The following is a 19133-nucleotide window of genomic DNA, read 5'->3' on the forward strand; positions in this document are numbered from 1 at the left end:
TTATCCCGCAGGATCAACGAGGAAAAGTGGCTGGTCGTATTCCACCGGGGTGGCATTCTCCACCAAAACTTTGACGATCTTACCCGAAATTTCGGATTCGATTTCGTTGAAAAGCTTCATGGCTTCGATGATACAAACTGTCTGACCTGCAGATACAGAATCTCCGGCAGACACGAAAGGATCTGAATCGGGATTAGAAGTACGGTAGAATGTCCCGATCATTGGAGACTTTATTTCAACAAGACGGGAAGTATCTTCTTTGGCTGGGACCGGTGGTGCAGCCACGGCAGCAGGCGCAGCTTGGGGTGCAGGCGCACTTGCAAAAGCAGGAGCAGGTGCAGCTTCGAATTTGACAGCAGGAGCTTCAGAATATTTTTTGATAGAAAGTTTGAACTCTTCTGTTTCTATTTTTACCTCGGCCAAGCCGGAATTTGAGATGAAGTCTATTAATTCCTGGATTTCTTTTGCTTTCATGATGTGTCTGTTTTATGAAAACCCTTCTAGATATTTGGGTTCAGGTTTGATATTGTATTAAAACAAATAAGCTATGTAATTTATGCAAATCACATAGCTTATTAAAATTATTTTACTCTTTCCGAATAAGAACCGTCTCTGGTATCCACCTTGATCATAATGTCCTGCTCTACAAACAAAGGTACCATTACAATAGCACCTGTTTCCAGAGTAGCTGGTTTGGATGCGTTGGTTGCGGTATCACCTTTGATGCCAGGTTCGGTGTAAGTTATCATCAACTCCACAAAAGGAGGAAGCTCCACAGAGATAGGTGTTTCCGTTTCGGCATGCACCAAAATATCCACTGTTTGGCCTTCTTTCAGTAGCTTTGGTCTTTCGATAAGTTTTTCTTGGATAGAGATTTGTTCGAAGTTTTCTGTATCCATGAAATTGTAACCCAAATCATCCTGATAAATGAACTGATGAGGTCTTTTTTCTACCCTTGCAGTGACTACTTTTTCACCTGCTGTATAAGTTTTGTCCAAAACTTTTCCTGAGGTAAGACTTTTTAATTTGGTCCTTACAAAAGCGCCTCCTTTACCTGGTTTGACATGTTGGAAATCTACAATTGTAAAGATGTCGTTATTCATTTCCAGACACAGTCCGGTTTTGAAATCTGCAGTACTTGCCATTATTATATTTTGGTTTTTTTGTTAATTGTTATTTGGGGTCATAGCCCCATTTTAAGTAAATCGAACCCCAAGTAAATCCTCCACCAAAAGCAGCCAGAATAATATTGTCTCCTTTTTTGAGCCTTGATTCATAATCCCAAAGACACAAAGGGAGTGTTCCTGCGGTAGTATTTCCGTATTTTTCAATGTTGAGCATGACTTTGTCAGGGCCTATTCCCATCCTGTTTGCAGTGGCGTCAATGATCCGTTTGTTTGCCTGATGGGGTACGAGCCATGAGATATCTTCAGCCGTAAGATTATTCCTCTCCATAATTTCAGCACTTACTTCTGCCATGTTTGTTACAGCAAATTTGAAAACAGAAGCACCTTCTTGGAAAGCATAATGCTCGCGTGCAGCGATGGTTTCCATAGTGGCAGGCTTGCGGCTACCTCCGGCTTTCATATGAAGGTATGGCGCTCCTGAGCCGTCAGAGTGCAGGAGAGAATCCATGACGCCAACGTCTTCAGTCGTAGGTTCTAATAAAACAGCACCGCCACCATCACCAAAAATGATGCAGGTAGCCCGATCCTGATAATCAATGATAGAGGACATTTTATCCGCACCGATGATGATCACTTTTTTGTGCATGCCGGTTTCGATAAACTGGCTTCCGATTGTAAGCGCGTAAAGAAATCCCGAACAGGCTGCAGAGATGTCAAAACTATAACTGTTGATTGCTCCGACTCCGTCAGCAATAATGTTGGCAGTAGCCGGGAAAGGCATGTCAGGGGTTACAGTGGCACAAATGATCAGGTCGATGTCCTCAGGATTGGTATTGGTTTTTTTCAAAAGTCCTTTGACAGCGTTGATACCGATGACAGAAGTTCCTTTGTCCTCACCTTTAAGAATCCTTCTTTCCTTAATCCCTGTCCTTGTGACAATCCACTCGTCATTGGTATCCACCATGGTTTCCAATTCACGGTTGGTTAAGATATAATCAGGTACCCAACCTTGGACCCCCGTAATGACTGCTCTGGTTTTTTTCATTCAAATTTTGTTTGAAGCCCTAAGGTAGGTTGAATTATCCTAAATTATGTGGCTTAGATGTGGTATAGGAATTTACCCTTGAGAAGACTTTCGGATTTTCTTTCAAGGCGACAAAATTATCTAAAATGTGCTTTTCCACCAAAGGTTTTTGGTTTTAGAATAACAGTTTTGATAAATAGACCATTAAGGGCATTTCCGATTGGATTTTCCTATAAATAAAAATCCATCCCGATGAGAATCAGGATGGATTTTAGGAAATGGTTTTCGTAATGATTATGCAAGAACTTCTTTCTCCATGATCACCTGTCCTTTGTAGTACAGTTTGCCATCAAGCCAAAACGCTCTGTGAGGTAAATGAAATTCGCCTGTGGTAGGGCATTGTGCAAGACCTGGAGCTGTCAACTTATAGTGAGTTCTTCTTTTGTCTCTTCTGGTTTTCGAAATTTTTCGTTTAGGATGTGCCATCTCTATACTATTTTAGATTAATCTTTTTTCTTTAGTTTATTTAATATGTCCCATCTGGGATCTGCCGGTTTTTCCTGATGACTTTCTTCATCATCTGAATCTTCCGATTCTATTTCTTCATCTTCTTCAGAAAGGTATATCAAAGTTCCTTCCTCATCAAATTCATCCTCATCTGTATCATCCAGGTAATCAGGATGGATTTTTTTTGCCGGTATGGCCAAAAGGATAAACTCATAAATGAGCTGGGCGACATTGACGCTCGGGGTATCTTTGGTGATCATGAAGACATCTTCACTGATTTCCTCCACCACCGGACCATATTTGTAAATGACCTTCTCGGTCAGTTCCAATGGATGGTCAAACTCTTCCAAACTCCTGTCACAGGTCAATCCCACTGTTCCTCTGATCTCAAAGTCCACTTCCAATACAGAAACGGTTTTGTTTACATTGACAGTGACAGTGATATCGGCTCCGTTGACCCAATCTTCTGCTTCGTAATATTTGAAGAACTCATTACTGACTTCAAATGTGAAAGAATGCTTTCCATCCCTTAATTTGATTACGTCAATATCGTAGTATCTTAAGAATTTCACGAACCTCCTGCTATTTCAAGACCGCAAATTTAGGGAAATGCTTTAGAAAAATAAAATTTGGCGTAAAATTATTTTCGAAAGGATCAATGAGGAAGGCTGAAGGACGAATTTATCCATTTAACCCAACAACAATTAATCACCAAATTATTCATTATCAATTTATTAGCCTTCTCCTTCTTCTTCCCAATTTCCTTTATGACGAATGATATCATAGGCCTGCATGATGGCCGCCCTCATCGAACCCTCATCAGCCACGTTTTTGCCTGCGATATTGTAGGCTGTGCCATGGTCAGGTGAAGTGCGGATAATGGGTAGGCCGGCAGTGAAGTTGACACCTGATTCAAATGCCTGGGATTTGAAAGGAATCAGACCTTGGTCATGGTACATGGCCAAGACTCCGTCAAATTTCTTTTGGTGCATCATCCCGAAAAATCCATCCGCAGAGTAGGGTCCAAAAACCAAATGGCCCTTGTCTTTGTATTCCTTGATCAAAGGTTTGATGATGTTCTCTTCTTCATCTCCCAAAAGTCCATCTTCCCCGGCATGTGGATTTAATCCAAGGACCGCGATTTTTGGTTTTCCTATACCGAAGTCATCTTTGAGGGACTTCAGCATGATATTGAGTTTTGATTTTATTTTTTCAGTAGTGACGTTTTTAGCCACCTCTTTGAGAGGAACATGTCCGGTTACCAATCCAACCCTGATGCCATCAGCTACCAAAAACATCAGACTGTCTTTGCTTCCAAATGCCTCGGTCAGGTATTCAGTATGTCCGATAAATTTCTTATCAGGGCTGTTGATGTTGTTTTTGTTCAAAGGGGCAGTGACCAAAGCCTCAATTTTATTGTCTTTGAGGTCTTTGATAGCATGGTCAAGAGCTGCGAGAGCCAATTTGCCCGCTTCATGGGTTTCCATTCCGGGGATTACCTCCGGGCTTTCCTCCAATACGTTGATGACATTTATCTTTTTGTGGTGGACTTCATCTATACTTTTTATCTGCATAAAGTTAAAGTCCTCAATGCCGAGGTGTTTTCTATAAAAAGTGAGGGCTTTGCCATGTGCATAGATCACAGGAGTTACCAATTTGATCAGTCTGTTGTCCAAAAGTGCTTTGATGGTGACTTCCGCACCTATGCCATTGATGTCTCCAATACTGATGCCAACGACCGGTTTGTTTTTTCTTTGGTTCATTAAAATTATAGAATACTGTTGGTTATTGATTTAGATTTATTGTTTTCAAAACTTAGAGATCCTCTTTTTAGGGATGAAGAAAAATCGAATAAGTTAAGAAAAGGGACACATTGCCATTTTAATAATAGTAGGGCTTTGTGATAATTCTCTTATTTTTGACACGCAATTTAGATAAAAATATTAGAGTATACCGCATGGAAAAGGTCAAACCCAAAAAACACCTTGGACAGCATTTCCTGATCGATTTGGGGATTGCCGAGAATATTGCCAAGGCCATCACGGGCCATGGAGGCATCACCAAAGTCCTCGAAATAGGACCCGGAATGGGGGTGTTGACTGATTTTCTTTTGCAGGAAAAATGGGATTTATACTTGGTCGATATCGACAGGGATTCGATCAAATACCTCAGGGAGAAATATCCTGATCTTGGAGAGAAAATCATCGAGGCGGATTTTTTGAGAAAGGATTTTGCCACTATCATGCAGGAACCTTATGCCATCATCGGGAATTTTCCATATAACATTTCGTCCCAAATTCTCTTCAATGTCTTGGAGCAAAGGAGTCAGGTGACAGAGGTGGTCTGTATGTTGCAGAAAGAAGTGGCACAACGCATCGCTTCGCCCAAAGGAAACAAAGATTATGGCATTTTATCCGTGCTTTTGCAGGCATTTTATGACATTGAATATTTATTTTCTGTACCTCCGGGCGTATTCAATCCCCCTCCAAGGGTCAATTCGGGGGTTATCAGGCTCAAAAGAAATTCAGTAGAAAAGTTAGCATGCGACGAAAAACTGTTTTTTCGTGTTGTGAAGCAGGGTTTTGGAACAAGAAGGAAAACGTTGAGAAATTGTCTAAAATCATTTGGGCTTTCTGAAGAACTGGCCAAAGATCCTATCATGGACAAAAGAGCGGAGCAGTTGGATGTGCAGGAATTTATCGGATTAACTCAAAAAATACAGGAATCTTGGAACCAATAAAATCATTTGAACTTTCCAAAGAATATCTGGAAAGCCTTCAGGACAGCATTGAAATCCAGAACAATGATTTCATTACGCAGTCATTTGAAGGTGCCAACGTGGCAGATATTGCCTCCCTATTGGACGAACTCAATATGGACGAGGCGATCTATGTTTTGAGATTGCTTCCCGCCACTACAGCTGCTGATATACTTATTGAGTTGGATGAAGATTCTTTGATTCAGGTGATCCGCGAATTGGAACCAACTGAATTGGCAGGACTGATCGATCAGATGGAATCTGATGATGCAGCGGATATCCTGATCCTGATGCCAACCAAAGAGAGGGAAGACGTCATCAGCCACCTTCAGGAAAGAGAAAAATCGGCCAATATCCTCGACCTCTTACGCTACGACGAAGATTCAGCCGGTGGTTTGATGGCCAAAGAATTTATCAGGGCAAATAAAAACTGGAATGTCGTCCAGACAATTGAGGAAATCAGGAGGCAGGCAGAAAAAGTAGAGAAGATATATTCCATTTATGTGGTGGACAACAGGCAGCATCTGCTTGGGAGGGTGTCTCTCAAAAAAATCATCCTTGCTTCGGCGGATACTAAGATTTCGGATATTTATGAACCTGAATTGATATCCATCTCTACACACATGGAAGGCGAAGAGGTCGCCGAAATCATGAGAAAGTATGACCTTGAATCTGTACCAGTAGTCAATGCCAAAAACAGGCTAGTAGGTAGGATTACGGTCGATGATATTTTGGATTTGATCAGAGAACAATCGGATGAGGACATCCAGGCGATGACGGGTATCTCGGCAGATGTGGAGGAATCAGATTCTATTTTTAGGATTTCCAAAGCCCGGTTGCCATGGTTGCTCATCGGTGTGATCGGAGGATTGATGGGAGCCAAAATCATCGGGTTCTTTGAGGTTGGGTTGAGCAAATACATTGCTTTGGCTTCTTTTATTCCTTTGGTTGCGGCCACAGGCGGTAATGTCGGAATTCAGTCTTCTTCGCTTGTAGTGCAGTCTCTGGCTTCCAAATCTGTCTTTGACGATACTCCTTGGCAGCGGTTTATCAAAGGCTTTCTGATAGCCTTGGTCAATGGCGTAGTGTTGGCCTCTTTCGTTTTTTTGGTAGTAGTCTTTATCTACCGTTTCGATTCCATTTTTGGCCTGACGATTGGATTGGCGATGTTTTGCGTGGTGCTTTTATCCTCCTTTATGGGTACAGTCACACCTTTGGTTTTGGATAGATTTGGGATTAATCCCGCCATTGCCTCCGGGCCATTCATCACCACTGCCAATGACTTGTTGGGATTGTCAGTTTACTTTGGGGTAGCGATGCTTTTGTTGAAGTTATAGGAAATAGTGCTGTTTTTGGGAATTGATTTTGGTCAGCAAAAAAATTACCTTGACAGAATTATTTCGAATAAATAAATTCGCCGTTTCCCAGAAAAACCTATTTCTATGCTAAAATCAATTATCAAAGCAACGCTTCTTTGTGTGATCATCTTTGCTTTTTCCTGTCAATCCAATGAACCTCCCACTGAGGTTTTTATGCCGAAGTTTTTTGCGGACCACATGGTTTTTCAAAGAAATCAACCCATCAGGGTTTGGGGAGATGGAACACCCGGCAAGAGTGTTGTTGCAACATTCAACAATCAGGAAAAGGAAACAGAGATTGACGATAATGGTTATTGGATGGTAGAATTTGATCCGATGCCTGCTTCAGGTCCATTTGTATTGGATGTCAACGGGAAAAAAATTCGGGATATCCAGATCGGTGACGTGTGGGTGGCCGGTGGACAATCCAACATGGAATGGGTTATGAGTGCTCAAGTGGAGGGACTTCAGGAGGAAATTGCCGACAGTGAATATCCTCTCATCCGTTTTTTCAAAATTCCCCATGACTATGATGCCAAAGTAAAAACAGACGTCAGGGGAGGAGAATGGAAAGTGGCCAATGCGGATAACCTTATGAATTTCTCTGCTGTGGCCTGGTTTTTTGCCAAAAAAAATCATTTAGAAAAAGGAGTTCCCATCGGTATCATCGAAAGTAATTGGGGCGGAACACCTGCCGAAGGTTGGACTGCTTCAGAAAAATTGATTGATTTTCCACCATACCAGGAGAAAGCAAAGGATGTTGTAGATAGAAAAGACTATTGGATACAGGAAATCATTGACAACAAAGTCAGGGAACTCAAAAGAAATGACTTGGTGGCTGCACCTCAAAACGGTGAAATCAAGGGAGTGGTCAATACTAACTTTGATGACAGTGACTGGCAGACGGTAAATCTTCCGGGCGATAATCCTTTCTCGGACATTGCATGGTTCCGCAAAAAATTTACTGTAACCAATATTGACAATGTCTCTTTGAACCTTGGCGATATCCAACAGATGGCCTATATCTACCTCAATGGAGGAAGGCTTTTATTTAAAGATTATGGTGATGCGGTGAAGGAGTTTACGCTTCCGGCAGGAATGATTGTCCAAGGAGAAAATTTGTTGGCCGTAAGGATAGTCAATACTTGGAACAACTCTCCGGTATTGGGAAAAAGCGGTGAGTTTTTCGTCAAATCCGGCGGAAAGAAAATTTCGCTCGAAGGAGAATGGAAATACAATAATAGGATAGAGGAGGAAATTCCAAAAGTGGAATGGTACAATTGGCTTCCCGGCATGATGTACAATGCGATGATCGCACCTATCGTGAAATACCCCATCAAAGGCGTAATATGGTATCAGGGAGAGAGTAATACCGGTGAACATCAATATTACAAGCGGCTATTTAGCACCATGATCCAAAACTGGAGGGAAGCTTGGGGAATCGGGGATTTTCCTTTTCTATTTGTTCAATTAGCCAATTTTATGGAAAGGAAAGATGTTCAGCCGGACTCTGATTGGGCATTTTTGAGAGAAGCGCAGACACAGACTTTGGAACTTCCCAATACCGGAATGGCCGTCACCATAGACGTGGGGAATGCAGGTGATATCCATCCAAGAAACAAAAAAGATGTAGGTCACAGGCTATGGCAGTCCGCCAAAAAAGTTGCTTACGGAGATGATGTCGTGCATTCGGGACCGGTTATTTCAGCTGTAGCAAAGCAAGGTGAAAAAATTATAGTCACGTTTGATTTTGTGGGGGAAGGTTTGCAATTGTCCTCTGGAGCAGAGGTCAAGGGTTTTGTCCTTGCCGGAGAAGATGGAGAATTTGAATCAGCAAAAGGAAAAATCGTGGGAACCAATCAGGTGGAAGTATATAGCCCTAAAGTAAAAAACCCTGGAGAAGTCAGGTTCGCTTGGGCGGACAATCCAGAATTTAATTTATACAATAGCCTCAGCTTACCGGCTGTACCCTTTAGACAAAAGATCGATTAGTAAGTCCTGATTCTTTTGGGAAAATTGGAATCCTAAAAGTTGTCAGTTATTTTCTTACCAAATCCCCAACTTAAGCCGACCTGCAGGTCGGCTTTTTTTGTATCTGCCATCAAGGCTGTTAAGATCGATTGAGAACCTATGAAAAATCCTCCAAAGCGAAATCCTAAGCCGCCGGTAAATCCGGCTATGTCATAATATCCCCACGAGGAATATACTTCAAACTTGCCAAAAACAGCACTCGGGGTGAGGGCGATAAGGTTCATGGCGGGAATTTGAAGGTTATTCTCTTTATTTTGGAGGAATGTCTGTCCATAAACACTGACAAAAAACTTATCCGATAACTTCAAATCAGCGTTGGCAGCCCAGACTGTCGGTAATCCTGCCTTGATGCCATCCGTATTGGATTCCCTGGAGAAATAACCACTTTCTAAAAAATCCCTTTCTATGGCACGTAAATCGGGTTCCAGAAGGTCTATCCTGAATGATTGTCCCTCCGGAATGTTCATTTTGAAGGTTTGGTTGTTTTGGCCTGCGCCTAATGTCAAATTACCGATATTCCTAAATGCCATGCCCGTATTCAGCCAAACGCCGTCTTTGTTTTTCAATTGGTAATTGAACCCGATGTCAAAACCGACTCCTGACAATTGCCCGAAACTCAAGTTCTCATAATCTATACTGAAATTCCTCTTGTTGACCACAGATTCATCGTAGGAAATATTAACCGTAGCCTGTGCATTGGTCAGAGCCACGGCAGTCTGATCGACCACCAATGTCCCTCTGAGACTGCCTATGCCTAAATTGGTATATCCGGTAGGGAAGAGCAATTTGAAATTGGTGCCTACAGAAAATTTGCTTTTTGGGCTATTCCAGATTTCTCTACCTATGACCACACCCGTTTCAAACCAAGTTGCGGTGTTAGCCCTTTGGTTGTTTGGATTGTTGATGCCAAGTGTTAAAATATCGAAACTGATTTCATTATCTGTAACATACCTGCCGATTTCAGGATTGATATTTAAGATGGTGGCCCTGGTCTGAACTTGGGAAATGAGCCCAAAAGCCCATTTTCCTTTCTTCATTCCAAAGGAAGGTATGATTACCGACCCGTCAGTGTTTCCATCCACGGGCTGATCTGCCTTCTCCATCATTTTGCTCCAAAGGTCATTTCGGTTTTCTAAGGTTTCAGAAAATGTCAGGGTATTGTTACCGACTACAGCATTTCCGGCAAAAAACTGTACTTCCACTGTTCTTGACAAGTTGTTCATTTCAGCCGGATTCATCATAGCGCTGATAATTCCCTTTCTTTGGCTGTTTTGGATGCCGACATAAGGGAACTGCGCCATAACGGCCACAGGCATCAAAAAAGAAACAAATAGCAGAAGTAGAATTTTGTTCATTGGGTAGGGAGTAATACTTCGCAAATTACAGTTTTATATGAGAAGGGTTAAAATTTCACACAATAGAAAATCAAAACCCCGTTTTGTTTGGATTGAAATTACATGCCACTATTTCGAACTTTGCCCATGTCCAATCACCTGAATCCAGCTTCCAGGTAACTTCACCGGATGCAGGGACTTTAATTCCGTCGAATTCTTTTGTGGAGGTCACATTTACGGTCCACTCTGATCTTTTGGCCTCTGGACCGCTTCCCTGATACCGCAAGGCCGAAAAACTCAGGACATGTCCATCTTCGCCAAAAGAAAATATACCCGATCCTGAAAGTCCTCCTAATGTCAAAGTGGCCTTTGCAGACTGGTTGCCAAGTTCTTTCCAGGTAATATTATCGTTCAGTGAGGCAGTAGGATACCAAACAATTTCACCCAAAAAACGCTGCAAGGCAGCTTCGTTGATCTGTGGATTGGGTCCGTCATTTGCCACAGGAAAAACCGAAAATAACTTAAAAACCATTTCTCCATTTCCTTCAATAAACTTGTCTCTGCCAAAAGCACTGATTGCCGGCATCATTTCAATTTTAGCTTTCCAGACAAAAGCCGGAGGGGATATGGTTGAATATTGTTCCGCGACAGTAGTATACCAATCTTTCTGTTCAGGTTTTAATTTGATCTGGTAATTTTGTTCCATAAATACACTTTGGATTCGGGATTTTCCAAGTACTCCCGCAGCCTTCATCCAAGTCTGTACCGATTTTGGGAGCTGGGAGATTTCCTCTTCCGTAATGGGAGAAGACATTTCTTCATTTGCGTTTTCCAAAATATAAGTGACCTCTTTTCTGATTTTTTTCTCAAAATCGTAATGCGCAAAGGCAGCTAGGGCAACAGTCAGGATCAGGACATTCGGTATCGTACCATAGAGAGAGTCTTTCCAAAAAACAATGATCAGGACTTGGGAGATCAGGACACCGATTATCGCGAATAACCACCAAAAAGGATTTTTTAGAAAAATCATCACCCCAGAAAACAACAAGATTAAGGCCGCCAATAACCAAAGCAAACCCATGGTTTTGGAAACAGGACTGGTGATTTCGCTTAATTCAGCCATTAGAAAGGCTTTCATAAATCCAAGCAGGTGAATCAGGCCGTGAATCAATAGAATAATCATGAATAGTGTTTTCATGGCTGCTTTATTTATTGACTCTCCAAATTACTTATATCCCAAACAAAAATCCCTGATACCAATCAGCTAAAGAGTTGATTTTGCTTAGGGGAATTGAATGTTTTTGTTAAGGTTGAGACTAATCAAGCCTTGATTCAGATTTCTTCCCCTGGGCGGAATCGGATCTTTTGTGGATATGAAAATGCATGGATTCCCTGACCTGAAAGGATTTTGGCTTGGATCTTTTTCCAATTGTCGGGATTGAAAAGCTCGGTATGAAAATCGAAAAAATGGTTTTTGACATCATGCCTGCCGATCATAAACCTTTTGAAATCCTGCGGAAAAACGTCGTTTTGGGCAATGTCATACCAAGGAGATGACGCATAGATCTGCTCATAAGTTTCGGGTATTGGTTTCTCCCGGAAGTTCATATCTGTCAAAAACTCAATTTCATCATAGTCATAGAAAATCACCCGTTTTTGCCTTGTCACGCCAAAGTTTTTGGTCATCATGTCTCCTGCAAAAATATTTGCTTTTGCCATTTCCAATATTGAATCCCCATATTCTTCCACAGCTTGCCGGGCTTCTTCCGTGGTACAATTTTCAAGGTAAATATTAAGAGGAACCATCCTTCTTTCGATGTACACATGTTTGAGGATTAGTTCATCAGAGGTTGTGTACAACAGAGAATTTACCGTGCTGCGGAGTTCTTCCAACAGGGTTGGGTCAATCCGGTTGAGTGGCAAGTGAAATTCTTCAAACTCATGCGTATCTGCCATCCTACCTACCCGGTCGTGCAGCCCGACCATCTTGTATTTTTCACGGACTTCCTGTCGGGTCATGGTTTTGGGCGGGTCAAAATAATCTTTGATCATCTTAAAGACGACATTGTAAGAGGGGAGTGTAAACACTGTCATGACCATCCCTTTGACCCCTTCGGCCAAGACAAAATTATCCTTGCTCTGACTGAGATGATTTAAAAAATCCTTGTAGAATTCTGTTTTGCCATGTTTGTTAAACCCAATGGCATTGTAAAGTTCATGGATTTTTTTGTTGGGAATCACCGCATTAAGGAATGATATCATCTGCGAAGGAATGTCGGCTTTGACCATAAAATAAGACCTGGAAAAGCTAAATAATCCGGACATCAGGTTGGGGTCAAAGATCATGGTATCTGCAAAAACCCCTTTTGGGCCATTGAGAAAAGGAATAATGAATGGCATCCATTTGTTGCCTATTTTGATACGGCCGATGACATAGGCGCCTTTGTTTCTATAAAAAACGGACTTCAATACCTGTGTGGTACTTTCAGCAGAAGGGATATACCTGGTCAATATCACGTCTTTGACAGATTTGATCAAAAATTCTATGTCCTCTTCCTTGTTCATATAAGGAACCCCAAAATCAAAATCTTCCAGGATCTTTTGGATAATTTTCTTTAATCCCCAATCAGAGGGATAGCTGTGGTAAAGATTGTCATTTGGATAAATGACACAAGAGTTATAACCTTCATGGACAAACATCAGGTCTTCATTGATGGCAAGACCCGAATAAGATTTGCGGATAACAGAGTTGAAAAAAGTCTCAGCCAGTTCTTTGTCTTTCTTGTTGGATATAAGCAGTGAATAATGCGATTTAGCAGTTTTCCAAAAATCAAAACTGTTGGCATTTTCCAAAAGCATTTCACTTAGAAGTTGACGGGTAGCACTCACCTGATCTTTGTATAGGCGAAGTCTTTTCCGGTGATTTTGCTGCATGGCCTTCCAGTCTCTTGCTTTAAAAAAAGCCGGAGTCAGGTCCGTCAACTCATTGAAATCTCTTACATAAGTATCAAATCCTGCAAGAAGTACAAGTGAGGTCTCGTCGATCAATTTCTCGCTCATAAAAATGTTGTTTTTGACAGGACAAGGTCAATAGATTATATTTAGGAAGAATAAAATACAGTTTTTTTTAATTACAGGAAAAAAAATATTTTTTTTTTGAAATTATGATTTCAAAAAACCCACAATTCAAAAAGTATAAAAAATTCTGTAGGATGATAATAATTTTAAGTATTTCAATAAGCTTCAAGAGCGGATTATTGCTTGTTGTAAAGGCCTCAAAAAGCTTGATTTAAGATTTTGGAACACACAAAATATAATTTTCGCAATCGATTGTTTGGACAATAAAAAAACATTATTTACCTTTCGAGCATGCTATTCATTCATTGAATATCTACAATAGGTTTAATAGGTTTGAGAGATAAAAAAGGTTGGGACAATGTTCTGACCTTTTTTGATTTTTGGGGTTTTTATATTTCATTCGTATTCTTTATATCTCCAAAAATGTCTCCCTCAGCCAAAATCCATTCTTCCAGGTTTTTATTTGCATGCTTGGTGTTCTTGGGTTCCTGTACTTTTCAAAAAGAAAAAACAGAAGAAACAGTAGAGAAAATATCAATTTCCGAAGAGGAAGAACTTAATCAGCTTCTTGCTTCAGGGCTTCAGCAATTAAGTAATTGGACCGGATTTTGGAAATCGCAAGAACCAACATTTGACTTGGCAGGATTTCAAATGAGCAGGGAAATCCCTTATGAAGCGTTGGAATGGCCGGAGGAAAATTTTATCCGACAAGACCATCCACTCCATAAGTACCTTATTCCAAACCCTGAAGGTCACGGTGTAGTGGACATTTACAGTTACAAAGTCGTGATGCCGGAAGAAGCCCAGGTTTCTTTTAACCCCGATTCAGAAGTGATATATTTCAAGTCAAATGGCATGCGGGAGAGGTTGATGTTTATGGGGCCTTCAGGAGGATTTGAGGAAGCCATTTGGGTCAGTCCTGAGCATCTGATGGTAACAGGATTTTTTGAGGAGGAGGGGGGAATCACGCCTATGATTTGGATTATCATGCCTGATGACCACAAATACATCACCTTCAAGCATTCACTCTATACTAGCACTTATCCCAAAACAGGTTACCTCGTCAAGAAGCTCCAAAACATCGATTTTTCAAATGGAGCTGAATAAAGTAGTCAGAAGATTAGAAAGACTGTTGCAGGACCCTCTTCCTGGGATGCTTGGACATCTAACCATGTTGCCGCAGCCGGTTGACGAAAAAAGATTTTCTGTCAGGGATGACCATAGAAAGGGTGCGGTTTTGATGCTTTTTTATCCGGAAGGAAATAGCAGTTTTGTCCCATTTATCAAAAGACCTGAATACCCCGGAGTGCACAGTGGTCAGATAGCATTTCCTGGAGGGAAGTGGGAACCGGAGGATGCCGATATGAGCGTCACCGCACTCAGGGAAGCCGAAGAAGAGATTGGTGTCTATTCAGAAAAAATCACCTTATTGGGCAAGTTAAGTGATGTCTATATTCCGCCAAGTAATTTTTTGGTGTCTCCTTATATCGGATTCATCTCAGAAAAGCCGGATTTTAATCCCCAAGCCACAGAAGTGGAGAGGATTATCAGCTGCCCTCTTCCTGTACTTTTAGATAAAGAAAACAGAAAACTTACTCAGATTAAAGGAAGCTCAGGTTTTAGTTTTGAAGCACCCTATTTTGACATTGAAAATGAAGTGGTTTGGGGAGCTACGGCCATGATGCTTGGCGAATTCACTTATTTGTGGGAGAATTCCAAGTTTTGAAGTTTCTCCTAATTGTGGTATTGTTGTAGGACTAACCTTTATCAAGCATGCAAGAAAGCAGTCCTTTGATCAGTAATGATGCCGTCGTTTTTGGGTTATTGATGACCATATTGGCTTTGGTTTTTTCTACCTCCTCCAACAAATCACCTTTTTGGGTTAAATTTTACAGTATAGTGCCTTCAGTTCTGTTATGCTACTTTATTCCGGCACTTCTCAATTCATTCAATATCATCTCCGGTGAATCCTCCGGTTTGTATAAAGTTGCCTCAAGGTATATGCTGCCTGCTTCTTTGGTTTTGTTGACTTTGAGTATTGATTTCAAAGGAATTATAAAACTGGGACCAAAAGCATTGGTTATGTTTCTTGCCGGTACCGTAGGGGTAATGTTGGGAGGTCCATTTGCTTTGTTGGTGGTTTCAGGTATTTACCCTGAAATTTTGAATGGGGTAGGGCCTGACGAGGTTTGGCGGGGATTGTCAACGATTGCAGGAAGTTGGATCGGGGGAGGCGCCAATCAGACCGCCATGTTGGAGGTATTTGGTGCAAGCCCTTCTTTATTCAGCCAAATGATAGCGGTGGACGTTTTGGTAGCCAACTTATGGATGGCGGTTTTGCTTTTTTGGGCAGCCAAGCCGGGTAAGATTGACCGACTATTCAAAGCAGATAGTTCTGCCATTCTTGAACTTCAATTGAAAGTGGAGAAGTATCGTGCCGGGATTTTGAAGATACCAACCTTGTCAGATACGATGCTGATCTTGGGGATTGGATTTGCAGTTACAGGATTTTCCCATTGGGTGGCGGATATCGTTGCGCCGTATATCGGGGAAAATTATCCTCAACTGAGTCAATATTCTTTGGATTCGACCTTTTTTTGGATTGTTGTCATCGCCACCACAGGAGGTTTGTTGATGTCCTTTACCAAAGCCCGTGAGCTCGAAGGAGCAGGTGCATCAAGGCTTGGTTCTGTGTTGCTATATATTTTGGTGGCCACCATCGGCATGCAGATGGACCTGATGGCAATATTTGACAATCCTGTATTGTTTTTAATAGGGATAATCTGGATATCTTTTCATATCCTGCTCATGCTTTTGGTAGCTTACCTGATCAAAGCCCCATTCTTTTATGTGGCGGTTGGATCCCAAGCCAATATCGGAGGTGCAGCTTCAGCACCCATTGTAGCTTCAGCCTTCAATCCTTCCTTGGCACCTGTCGGCGTTTTGATGGCTGTGTTGGGTTATGCTTTGGGAACGTACGGCGCATATTTGAGCGGTCTGATGATGCAATGGATCCATGGTTAAAAGATTCCCTGTCGGTATTCTTGATAAGGGTATTTTATATTGCCAAGGCCGAAATTCCCCTAAATTGAATTGCATCTTTTCAGGGATGCTGTATGGTTTTCATTAACAAAACGATTTCGGTGCAACATTTTTTGGCCATGCAAAATGGCCAAACCTAAAAGCGTGTAACTTTACCGTCAAAATTAAACCAAACTACATGGCAACCTACCGTAAATTTATTTTTATATGCAATGGATCTGACTGTAAAAAAGAAGGTTGCAAAAAACTGCAGCAGGAGATTAAAGACCTTGTGAAGTCTGATGACCACAAAGGAAAGTACAAAATCGTCAAAACGAAGTGCATGGATTTTTGTAAATCAGCTCCGGTTGTAGTGGTCAATAATGAGGTTGTCAAGAAAGCGGATATTCCTTCACTAAGGAAAAAAATGTCATAAAGATATCAGGGAATTGAAAGAAGGACTCAAAAAAAAAGCCGGGATGTGAATCTCGGCTTTCATTTTTCAGTCGATTCCGTTTAGGAACCTGCTCCAACGTATCTTACTGAACATCGACTTATGCTTGTCAAGGGACAGCCATAAGAACCAAGCCTTTCCTACAATATGGTCTTCAGGTACAAATCCCCAATACCTTGAGTCAAGGGAATCGTGCCTGTTGTCGCCCATCATAAAGTAATAATTTTGCTTGAATGTGTAGGAAGTCACCTTTTGGCCATCGATATACAATTCATTATCCTGGACTTTGACATCCTCATGGCCTTCAAATTTTTCAATGGTGAAGGCATACTTGGCGATATTGTCTTTTGTCATTTCGATTGTCCAACCTTCTCCCGGGATTTCCAATGGACCCCAATTGTCCTTGTTCCAACCGAAATACGCGCCATCAGGAAAAACCCTAGGATCACCGAAGTCTTCTCTGTCCAGCCTCATGGTAATAGAACCTACCGCTGGCGAGCTTTTCAATCTTTCGATGGATGCTGCGGTAGCCATGACCATATAGCCTGAGCCATTGGAAAAAGGCATGAAACTGTCTTGGTTGATACCATACTCATCAAAAAACTCTGGAGTTAGATTTCTGTCTGACATCACATCATAGGAAAACTGCATTTCTTCGGGATTGGAGGAAGGCTCACCATTGACGAAAACCTGGGTTTTTCTAATTTCGAGGACGTCTCCAGGGACGGCAACGGCCCTTTTGATATAATTGGTTTTGAGATCTACCGGATACTCGAATTCAGATGGGTAATTGAAAACGACCACATCGTTTCTTTCCACATCAGAAAACCCCGGAAGCCTGTAATAAGGCAATTGGATCCAATCTACGTACGATTTGGCGTCTGTACCCCATATTTTTTGGTGGGTCAAAGGTACCTGAAGGGGTGTCCTCGGAATCCTTGTTCCATAATGCATTTTGCTCACAAAAAGAAAATCGCCGACGAGCAGGGATTTCTCCATTGATGCGGTGGGAATAGTAAATGGCTCTAGGAGCAGCCAACGAATTAAGCTTGCAGCGATTACTGCAAAGACCAGTGCATCTGCCCATTCACGTGCGGCAGATTTTTTCTTTTTTACTTCAGTCATTATAGTTTAAAATTTCAGAAAGATAGGAATTCGTCCATTGATAATAAGCCTTTTTTATTTTTTATCCATTCCGCCACCAAAACCGCACCAAGAGCAAAACCTTTGCGGCTGTGGGCTGTGTGGGTAATTTCAATATCATCAATATCAGACTGATACCTTACGATATGGGTTCCGGGAGCTGGGTCAATACGCTTGGAGGTAATGGGTAGATTATGTCCATTTTCGTTCAATTCTCCTGATAATGTCCAGTTTCTAATCCTTGGGATTTCTTGGATTACTCCTTCGGCTAGTGTGATAGCCGTGCCACTTGGGGCATCTTTTTTTTCAGTATGGTGGATTTCTTCCAAGCTGACCTTATATTCTGGTTGGTCTTTCATCAGGGAGGCCAAAAACCGGTTGACTTTGAAGAAAATATTGACGCCAATACTGAAATTGGAGGCGTAAAAAAAAGCTGAATTGTACTGTAGGGTCAATTGCTCGACCATGGGTTTATTGGCAAGCCAACCTGTAGTACCTGAGACCACAGGAATCCCACGCTCAATTGCCCAACTGATATTTTCTACAGCAGATTCCGGAGTGCTAAATTCAATGGCGACATCGATTTGGGATTTGTCCAATAAATCCAGGTCCTGCCGGTTGTCAATATTTATTTTTCCGGCAATATGGTGGCCTCGGGATTCGGCAATATCGCCGATGATTTTTCCCATTTTCCCATAGCCAAGTAGAAGAATATTCATTTTAATCAGAAGTTTATTTTTAAAGAAAGTCCCATGATATTGCCTCCTCCGGCACTCAGGGATTCATAACTCGGTTCAAACCGGAAAGTCAGGTCATCACTGACGTCAAATGCTGATAAATGTGCATCCACATTGGCATCGATGATATTGAGTGCATAAATACCAATAAACAGGAAGTAATTCAAATCCCTGTTCCTTTTCCAATAATTAACATTCCTGACCAATCCGTCCCGGTTCAGACTTGGAAAAGGCTGTTCAGGGTCTTTGGGGTTTTCATCGAAAATGGACAACGCCTCTTTGAAAAGCTCATACCGCCGGTTATTGAATTCTATGAAATAGATATTGGCTGCAAATCCGGCATAAATGATAGGTACTTTCCAAGGTTTCCCATTATAAACCTGACCTGCACCGGGTAAGATTGCTGATAATATGGTCGCTTTTTTAGGATTTTTGATGGCAGGATCGGTGTAGTCCACCTTGATAGTATCCGTACCGGTGATCATCTTTTGGGCGGTCAAGTCACAAAAGGGCAATAAAACAAAAACAGCAATGATAAATGGATTTATCATTGCTTTGGGT

At 41.6% G+C, this 19133-nt stretch carries 19 protein-coding genes; 7 read left to right on the top strand and 12 right to left on the bottom strand.

The window, feature by feature from the left end; genetic code table 11:
• The 6 genes from accB to pdxA form a co-directional block, all read right to left on the bottom strand.
• Complete coding sequence (gene accB / locus MMU05_RS04000; protein ID WP_241140377.1) at nt 1-474, bottom strand: acetyl-CoA carboxylase biotin carboxyl carrier protein; 474 nt, start codon at nt 472-474, stop codon at nt 1-3.
• Between the two features lie 107 nt (nt 475-581).
• Nucleotides 582-1145 carry an elongation factor P gene (gene efp, locus MMU05_RS04005; RefSeq protein ID WP_241140378.1) on the bottom strand — a complete coding sequence of 188 codons (564 nt, stop codon included), beginning with the start codon at nt 1143-1145 and terminating at the stop codon, nt 582-584.
• A gap of 28 nt (nt 1146-1173) precedes the next feature.
• Nucleotides 1174-2172, bottom strand: a complete 999-nt coding sequence (locus tag MMU05_RS04010) for a beta-ketoacyl-ACP synthase III (RefSeq protein WP_241140379.1) — start codon at nt 2170-2172, stop codon at nt 1174-1176.
• Nucleotides 2173-2445: 273 nt separating this feature from the next.
• Nucleotides 2446-2637 (bottom strand): 50S ribosomal protein L32, encoded by a 192-nt coding sequence (gene rpmF, locus MMU05_RS04015; RefSeq protein WP_113922858.1) that lies wholly within the window; start codon nt 2635-2637, stop codon nt 2446-2448.
• 17 nt (nt 2638-2654) lie between these two features.
• The gene (locus MMU05_RS04020) at nt 2655-3230 is read right to left on the bottom strand and encodes a YceD family protein (protein WP_241140380.1); all 576 of its coding nucleotides are present in this window, start codon (nt 3228-3230) and stop codon (nt 2655-2657) included.
• Nucleotides 3231-3392: 162 nt separating this feature from the next.
• Nucleotides 3393-4421: a 4-hydroxythreonine-4-phosphate dehydrogenase PdxA gene (gene pdxA, locus MMU05_RS04025; RefSeq protein ID WP_241140381.1), complete on the bottom strand. Its 1029-nt coding sequence runs from the start codon at nt 4419-4421 to the stop codon at nt 3393-3395.
• Nucleotides 4422-4615: 194 nt separating this feature from the next.
• Between pdxA and rsmA the strand changes: the two genes are divergently transcribed.
• From rsmA to MMU05_RS04040, 3 genes are all read left to right on the top strand, one after another.
• Nucleotides 4616-5398, top strand: coding sequence for a 16S rRNA (adenine(1518)-N(6)/adenine(1519)-N(6))-dimethyltransferase RsmA (rsmA, locus tag MMU05_RS04030; RefSeq protein ID WP_241140382.1), 783 nt, complete (start codon nt 4616-4618; stop codon nt 5396-5398).
• A complete protein-coding gene (gene mgtE / locus MMU05_RS04035) occupies nt 5386-6753 on the top strand; it encodes a magnesium transporter (protein WP_241140383.1) in 1368 nt (455 codons plus the stop codon). The genes rsmA and mgtE overlap by 13 nt, the downstream gene beginning before the upstream one ends.
• A 105-nt stretch (nt 6754-6858) precedes the next feature.
• Complete coding sequence (locus MMU05_RS04040) at nt 6859-8766, top strand: sialate O-acetylesterase (RefSeq protein ID WP_241140384.1); 1908 nt, start codon at nt 6859-6861, stop codon at nt 8764-8766.
• Between the two features lie 32 nt (nt 8767-8798).
• Here the strand turns inward: MMU05_RS04040 and MMU05_RS04045 are convergent, their stop codons facing one another.
• The 3 genes from MMU05_RS04045 to aceK all read right to left on the bottom strand — a co-directional run bounded on the left by MMU05_RS04045 (nt 8799) and on the right by aceK (nt 13199).
• The gene (locus MMU05_RS04045) at nt 8799-10160 is read right to left on the bottom strand and encodes a DUF5723 family protein (protein WP_241140385.1); all 1362 of its coding nucleotides are present in this window, start codon (nt 10158-10160) and stop codon (nt 8799-8801) included.
• Between the two features lie 70 nt (nt 10161-10230).
• A complete protein-coding gene (locus tag MMU05_RS04050) occupies nt 10231-11337 on the bottom strand; it encodes a DUF6920 family protein (RefSeq protein WP_241140386.1) in 1107 nt (368 codons plus the stop codon).
• Between the two features lie 134 nt (nt 11338-11471).
• On the bottom strand, nt 11472-13199 hold the full coding sequence (aceK, locus tag MMU05_RS04055) for a bifunctional isocitrate dehydrogenase kinase/phosphatase (protein ID WP_241140387.1): 1728 nt from the start codon (nt 13197-13199) through the stop codon (nt 11472-11474).
• Between the two features lie 441 nt (nt 13200-13640).
• Between aceK and MMU05_RS04060 the strand changes: the two genes are divergently transcribed.
• The 4 genes from MMU05_RS04060 to MMU05_RS04075 all read left to right on the top strand — a co-directional run bounded on the left by MMU05_RS04060 (nt 13641) and on the right by MMU05_RS04075 (nt 16674).
• Nucleotides 13641-14324, top strand: a complete 684-nt coding sequence (locus MMU05_RS04060; protein ID WP_241140388.1) for a bifunctional isocitrate dehydrogenase kinase/phosphatase — start codon at nt 13641-13643, stop codon at nt 14322-14324.
• Nucleotides 14311-14943 carry an NUDIX hydrolase gene (locus MMU05_RS04065; protein WP_241140389.1) on the top strand — a complete coding sequence of 211 codons (633 nt, stop codon included), beginning with the start codon at nt 14311-14313 and terminating at the stop codon, nt 14941-14943. The genes MMU05_RS04060 and MMU05_RS04065 overlap by 14 nt, the downstream gene beginning before the upstream one ends.
• A 47-nt stretch (nt 14944-14990) precedes the next feature.
• Nucleotides 14991-16241, top strand: a complete 1251-nt coding sequence (locus MMU05_RS04070; protein WP_241140390.1) for a DUF819 family protein — start codon at nt 14991-14993, stop codon at nt 16239-16241.
• A 196-nt stretch (nt 16242-16437) separates the two neighbouring features.
• Nucleotides 16438-16674 (top strand): NAD(P)H-dependent oxidoreductase subunit E, encoded by a 237-nt coding sequence (locus MMU05_RS04075; RefSeq protein ID WP_241140391.1) that lies wholly within the window; start codon nt 16438-16440, stop codon nt 16672-16674.
• A gap of 66 nt (nt 16675-16740) precedes the next feature.
• Here MMU05_RS04075 and lepB read toward each other — a convergent pair whose 3' ends face one another.
• Genes lepB through MMU05_RS04090 form a run of 3 tightly spaced genes read right to left on the bottom strand, consistent with a single transcriptional unit; the run spans nt 16741 to nt 19123 of the window.
• Nucleotides 16741-17817: a signal peptidase I gene (gene lepB / locus MMU05_RS04080; protein WP_241140392.1), complete on the bottom strand. Its 1077-nt coding sequence runs from the start codon at nt 17815-17817 to the stop codon at nt 16741-16743.
• A gap of 14 nt (nt 17818-17831) precedes the next feature.
• On the bottom strand, nt 17832-18554 hold the full coding sequence (gene dapB / locus MMU05_RS04085) for a 4-hydroxy-tetrahydrodipicolinate reductase (RefSeq protein ID WP_241140393.1): 723 nt from the start codon (nt 18552-18554) through the stop codon (nt 17832-17834).
• A gap of 5 nt (nt 18555-18559) precedes the next feature.
• On the bottom strand, nt 18560-19123 hold the full coding sequence (locus MMU05_RS04090; protein ID WP_241140394.1) for a DUF5683 domain-containing protein: 564 nt from the start codon (nt 19121-19123) through the stop codon (nt 18560-18562).
• Between the last annotated feature and the right edge of the window lie 10 nt (nt 19124-19133).

This window comes from Cognataquiflexum rubidum (assembly GCF_022538115.1).
In the GTDB taxonomy this organism is placed as follows: domain Bacteria; phylum Bacteroidota; class Bacteroidia; order Cytophagales; family Cyclobacteriaceae; genus Cognataquiflexum; species Cognataquiflexum rubidum.

What these genes read in the sequence shown, in the direction of transcription:
- accB (WP_241140377.1), bottom strand. Translation starts at nt 474, where the DNA reads ATGAAAGCAAAAGAAATCCAGGAATTAATAGACTTCATCTCAAATTCC.
- efp (WP_241140378.1), bottom strand. Translation starts at nt 1,145, where the DNA reads ATGGCAAGTACTGCAGATTTCAAAACCGGACTGTGTCTGGAAATGAAT.
- MMU05_RS04010 (WP_241140379.1), bottom strand. Translation starts at nt 2,172, where the DNA reads ATGAAAAAAACCAGAGCAGTCATTACGGGGGTCCAAGGTTGGGTACCT.
- rpmF (WP_113922858.1), bottom strand. Translation starts at nt 2,637, where the DNA reads ATGGCACATCCTAAACGAAAAATTTCGAAAACCAGAAGAGACAAAAGA.
- pdxA (WP_241140381.1), bottom strand. Translation starts at nt 4,421, where the DNA reads ATGAACCAAAGAAAAAACAAACCGGTCGTTGGCATCAGTATTGGAGAC.
- rsmA (WP_241140382.1), top strand. Translation starts at nt 4,616, where the DNA reads ATGGAAAAGGTCAAACCCAAAAAACACCTTGGACAGCATTTCCTGATC.
- MMU05_RS04040 (WP_241140384.1), top strand. Translation starts at nt 6,859, where the DNA reads ATGCTAAAATCAATTATCAAAGCAACGCTTCTTTGTGTGATCATCTTT.
- MMU05_RS04045 (WP_241140385.1), bottom strand. Translation starts at nt 10,160, where the DNA reads ATGAACAAAATTCTACTTCTGCTATTTGTTTCTTTTTTGATGCCTGTG.
- MMU05_RS04050 (WP_241140386.1), bottom strand. Translation starts at nt 11,337, where the DNA reads ATGAAAACACTATTCATGATTATTCTATTGATTCACGGCCTGATTCAC.
- aceK (WP_241140387.1), bottom strand. Translation starts at nt 13,199, where the DNA reads ATGAGCGAGAAATTGATCGACGAGACCTCACTTGTACTTCTTGCAGGA.
- MMU05_RS04060 (WP_241140388.1), top strand. Translation starts at nt 13,641, where the DNA reads ATGTCTCCCTCAGCCAAAATCCATTCTTCCAGGTTTTTATTTGCATGC.
- MMU05_RS04065 (WP_241140389.1), top strand. Translation starts at nt 14,311, where the DNA reads ATGGAGCTGAATAAAGTAGTCAGAAGATTAGAAAGACTGTTGCAGGAC.
- MMU05_RS04070 (WP_241140390.1), top strand. Translation starts at nt 14,991, where the DNA reads ATGCAAGAAAGCAGTCCTTTGATCAGTAATGATGCCGTCGTTTTTGGG.
- MMU05_RS04075 (WP_241140391.1), top strand. Translation starts at nt 16,438, where the DNA reads ATGGCAACCTACCGTAAATTTATTTTTATATGCAATGGATCTGACTGT.
- lepB (WP_241140392.1), bottom strand. Translation starts at nt 17,817, where the DNA reads ATGACTGAAGTAAAAAAGAAAAAATCTGCCGCACGTGAATGGGCAGAT.
- dapB (WP_241140393.1), bottom strand. Translation starts at nt 18,554, where the DNA reads ATGAATATTCTTCTACTTGGCTATGGGAAAATGGGAAAAATCATCGGC.
- MMU05_RS04090 (WP_241140394.1), bottom strand. Translation starts at nt 19,123, where the DNA reads ATGATAAATCCATTTATCATTGCTGTTTTTGTTTTATTGCCCTTTTGT.